This is a genomic window from Burkholderia sp. 3C (assembly GCF_054589155.1).
This window is the reverse complement of record NZ_BAAILN010000081.1, coordinates 1-3,394: the sequence shown is the minus strand read 5'-3', so window position 1 is coordinate 3,394 and position 3,394 is coordinate 1. Positions and strand designations below refer to the sequence as shown.

Here is a 3,394-nt window from a genome sequence, read left to right as displayed (position 1 = left end):
GGCAGCGCCGAATCCGGCGCTGCCCGCTTCGGCGCATCTGTACGCCTGACTTAGGCGCATTTCGCACGGCTGCGAATGGTCGTTGCACAATAAAAACAGTGGTTAACAATAATTACTTTCAAAAAAATTACTTTGCTAGACTGGCGCCGGTTAGCCCAAGGAGATACCAGATGAATTTCAAAAAAGCGCTGCTGATGGCCGCCGCTCTCGCCACGTTCGCGGGTGGGGCCGTGGCGCAAGAAACCGGGACGCTGAAGAAGATCAAGGACACCGGCGTGATCGCTCTCGGCCACCGCGAGTCGTCGATCCCGTTTTCGTACTACGACCAAAGCCAGAACGTGATCGGGTACGCGCGTGACTTCCAGATGAAGATCGTCGACGCCGTGAAGAAGAAGCTGAGCCTGCCGAACCTGCAGGTGAAGAACATTCCCGTGACGTCGCAGAACCGCATTCCGCTGGTGCAGAACGGCACCGTCGACATCGAATGCGGCTCGACCACCAACAACCTCGACCGCCAGAAGCAGGCCGCCTTCTCGACCACCTATTTCGTGATCGGCACGCGCCTGATGACCTCGAAGGATTCGGGCGTGAAGGACTTCGCCGACCTGAAGGGCAAGACCGTCGTGACGACCGCCGGCACCACGTCGGAACGCCTGCTGCGCGCGATGAACAACGACAAGCAGATGGGCATGAACATCATCAGCGCGAAGGATCACGGCGAATCGTTCCAGACGCTGGAAACGGGTCGCGCCGTGGCGTTCATGATGGACGACGCGCTGCTGGCAGGCGAACGCGCCAAGGCCAAGAAGCCGGACAACTGGGTGATCGTCGGCACGCCGCAATCGGAAGAAGCCTACGGCTGCATGATGCGCAAGGACGATCCGGCGTTCAAGAAGGTGGTCGACGATTCGATCACCGAACTCGAGAAGTCGGGCGACGCCGCCAAGCTGTACACGAAGTGGTTCGAGAATCCGATTCCGCCGAAGGGCCTGAATCTGAACTTCCCGCTGTCGGATTCGATGAAGAAGCTGTACGCGAACCCGAACGACAAGGCGCTCGACTAAACCCGAGCCGGTTCCACACCTTGCTCTGACGCAACGGAAGAGGCGCTCCGCTTCTTCCGTTTTCTTTTTGCTGGAGTCTTGTCCATCATGTCTTACCACTGGAACTGGGGCATTTTCCTGAGTCCCGTTTCGACGGGCGAGCCGACCACTTACCTCGGCTGGCTGCTGTCGGGCTTCGGGGTGACGATCAAGGTCTCGCTCGCGGCCTGGGTGGTCGCGCTGATCGTCGGTTCGCTGTTCGGCGTGCTGCGTACCGTGCCCGACCGGCGGCTGTCCGCCATCGGCACGCTGTACGTGTCGATCTTCCGCAACATCCCGCTGATCGTGCAGTTCTTCGTCTGGTATCTGGTCATACCCGAGCTGCTGCCCGCGTCGATCGGCACCTGGATCAAGCAGCTGCCGCCGAGCACGCAGTTCTTCACGGCGTCGATCGTCTGTCTGGGCCTGTTCACGGGCGCGCGCGTGTGCGAGCAGGTGCGCTCGGGCATCAACGCGCTGCCGAAGGGCCAGCGCGGGGCCGGCCTGGCGATGGGCTTCACCGAATGGCAGACCTACCGCTACGTGCTGCTGCCGGTGGCGTACCGCATCATCGTGCCGCCGCTCACCTCCGAGTTCCTGAACATCTTCAAGAACTCGGCCGTGGCCTCGACGATCGGCCTGCTCGATCTGTCGGCCCAGGCGCGCCAGCTCGTCGACTACACCGCGCAAACCTACGAGTCGTTCATCGCGGTCACGCTCGCGTACGTGATCATCAACCTGGTCGTGATGGCCTTGATGCGCTGGATCGAGGCGAAAACGCGCCTGCCCGGCTATATCGGAGGCAAGTGATGCACGATTTCGACTGGAGCGGTATTCCGGGCGCGCTGCCCGCGCTGTGGACAGGCGCCATCGTCACCTTGCAGATCACCGTGCTGGCGATCGTGGTCGGCATCGTGTGGGGCACGCTGCTCGCGCTGATGCGGCTGTCGGGCGTGAAGCCGCTGCAATGGTTCTCGCGGCTCTACGTCACGGTGTTCCGTTCGATCCCGCTGGTGATGGTGCTGCTGTGGTTCTTCCTGATCGTGCCGCAGGTGTTGCAGGGTGTGCTCGGGCTGTCGCCGACCATCGATATCCGGCTCGCCTCGGCGATGATCGCGTTTTCGTTGTTCGAAGCCGCGTATTATTCCGAGATCATCCGCGCCGGCATTCAGGCGGTGTCGCGCGGCCAGGTGAACGCGGCGTTCGCGCTCGGCATGAGCTACGCGCAGGCGATGCGTCTCGTGATCCTGCCGCAGGCGTTCCGCGCCATGGTGCCGCTGCTGCTGACGCAGGCGATCGTGTTGTTCCAGGACACCTCGCTCGTCTACGTGATCAGCCTCGCGGATTTCTTCCGTACCGCCAGCAACATCGGCGATCGTGACGGCACCACCGTCGAGATGGTCCTGTTCGCCGGCGCCTGCTATTTCGTCGTGTGCGTGATCGCCTCCGCACTCGTCAAGGGTCTTCAGAAAAAGGTCACAAGATGATTTCCATCAAGAACGTTTCGAAGTGGTACGGCCAGTTCCAGGTGCTGACCGACTGCACGACGGAAGTGAAGAAGGGCGAAGTGGTGGTGGTGTGCGGGCCGTCGGGCTCGGGCAAATCCACGCTGATCAAGACGGTGAACGGCCTCGAACCGTTCCAGCAGGGCGAGATCCTCGTCAACGGCGATTCGGTGGGCGACAAGCGCACCAATCTGTCGAAGCTGCGCTCGAAGGTCGGCATGGTGTTCCAGCACTTTGAACTGTTTCCGCATCTGTCGATCACGGAAAATCTGACGCTCGCGCAGATCAAGGTGCTCGGCCGCAGCAAGGACGAAGCCAACGAAAAGGGCCTGCGCCTGCTCGACCGTGTGGGCCTGAAGGCGCATGCGCACAAGTTCCCGGGGCAGCTTTCGGGCGGTCAGCAGCAGCGTGTGGCGATTGCGCGCGCGCTGTCGATGGATCCGATCGCGATGCTGTTCGACGAGCCCACCTCGGCGCTCGATCCCGAGATGATCAACGAGGTGCTCGACGTGATGGTCGAGCTGGCGCAGGAAGGCATGACGATGATGTGCGTGACGCACGAAATGGGCTTCGCGAAGAAGGTGGCCCATCGCGTGATCTTCATGGACAAGGGCGCCATCGTCGAGGACGACCGCAAGGACGAATTCTTCGCGAATCCGAAGTCGGATCGCGCCAAGGATTTCCTCGCGAAGATCCTGCACTGAGTGTCGCGCCGAGCCGCGCTTGCGCGGCGGCAGCGTTCCAATGAAAAACGCCCGGCATCGCGCCGGGCGTTTTTCATTGCAGCAGGGAATGTGTTGCGTGCGC

Annotated in this window: 4 protein-coding genes; all 4 read left to right on the top strand. The window is 61.7% G+C overall.

The genetic code is table 11. The annotated features are described in order from the left end of the window. Positions 1-170 precede the first annotated feature (170 nt). Positions 171-1,064, top strand: a complete 894-nt coding sequence (locus tag ACYP33_RS14410; RefSeq protein WP_414443921.1) for a glutamate/aspartate ABC transporter substrate-binding protein — start codon at positions 171-173, stop codon at positions 1,062-1,064. An 87-nt stretch (positions 1,065-1,151) separates the two neighbouring features. Continuing rightward, the gene (locus ACYP33_RS14405) at positions 1,152-1,892 is read left to right on the top strand and encodes an amino acid ABC transporter permease (RefSeq protein ID WP_414443922.1); all 741 of its coding nucleotides are present in this window, start codon (positions 1,152-1,154) and stop codon (positions 1,890-1,892) included. Then, a complete protein-coding gene (gene gltK / locus ACYP33_RS14400) occupies positions 1,892-2,569 on the top strand; it encodes a glutamate/aspartate ABC transporter permease GltK (protein ID WP_414443923.1) in 678 nt (225 codons plus the stop codon). Before ACYP33_RS14405 ends, gltK begins: the two co-directional genes overlap by 1 nt. Next, positions 2,566-3,291, top strand: coding sequence for an amino acid ABC transporter ATP-binding protein (locus ACYP33_RS14395; protein WP_414443924.1), 726 nt, complete (start codon positions 2,566-2,568; stop codon positions 3,289-3,291). The genes gltK and ACYP33_RS14395 overlap by 4 nt, the downstream gene beginning before the upstream one ends. Positions 3,292-3,394: the final 103 nt, after the last annotated feature.

Excerpts from the sequence above, each read along its gene's own strand:
- ACYP33_RS14410 (WP_414443921.1), top strand. The coding sequence starts at position 171 with ATGAATTTCAAAAAAGCGCTGCTGATGGCCGCCGCTCTCGCCACGTTC.
- ACYP33_RS14405 (WP_414443922.1), top strand. The coding sequence starts at position 1,152 with ATGTCTTACCACTGGAACTGGGGCATTTTCCTGAGTCCCGTTTCGACG.
- gltK (WP_414443923.1), top strand. The coding sequence starts at position 1,892 with ATGCACGATTTCGACTGGAGCGGTATTCCGGGCGCGCTGCCCGCGCTG.
- ACYP33_RS14395 (WP_414443924.1), top strand. The coding sequence starts at position 2,566 with ATGATTTCCATCAAGAACGTTTCGAAGTGGTACGGCCAGTTCCAGGTG.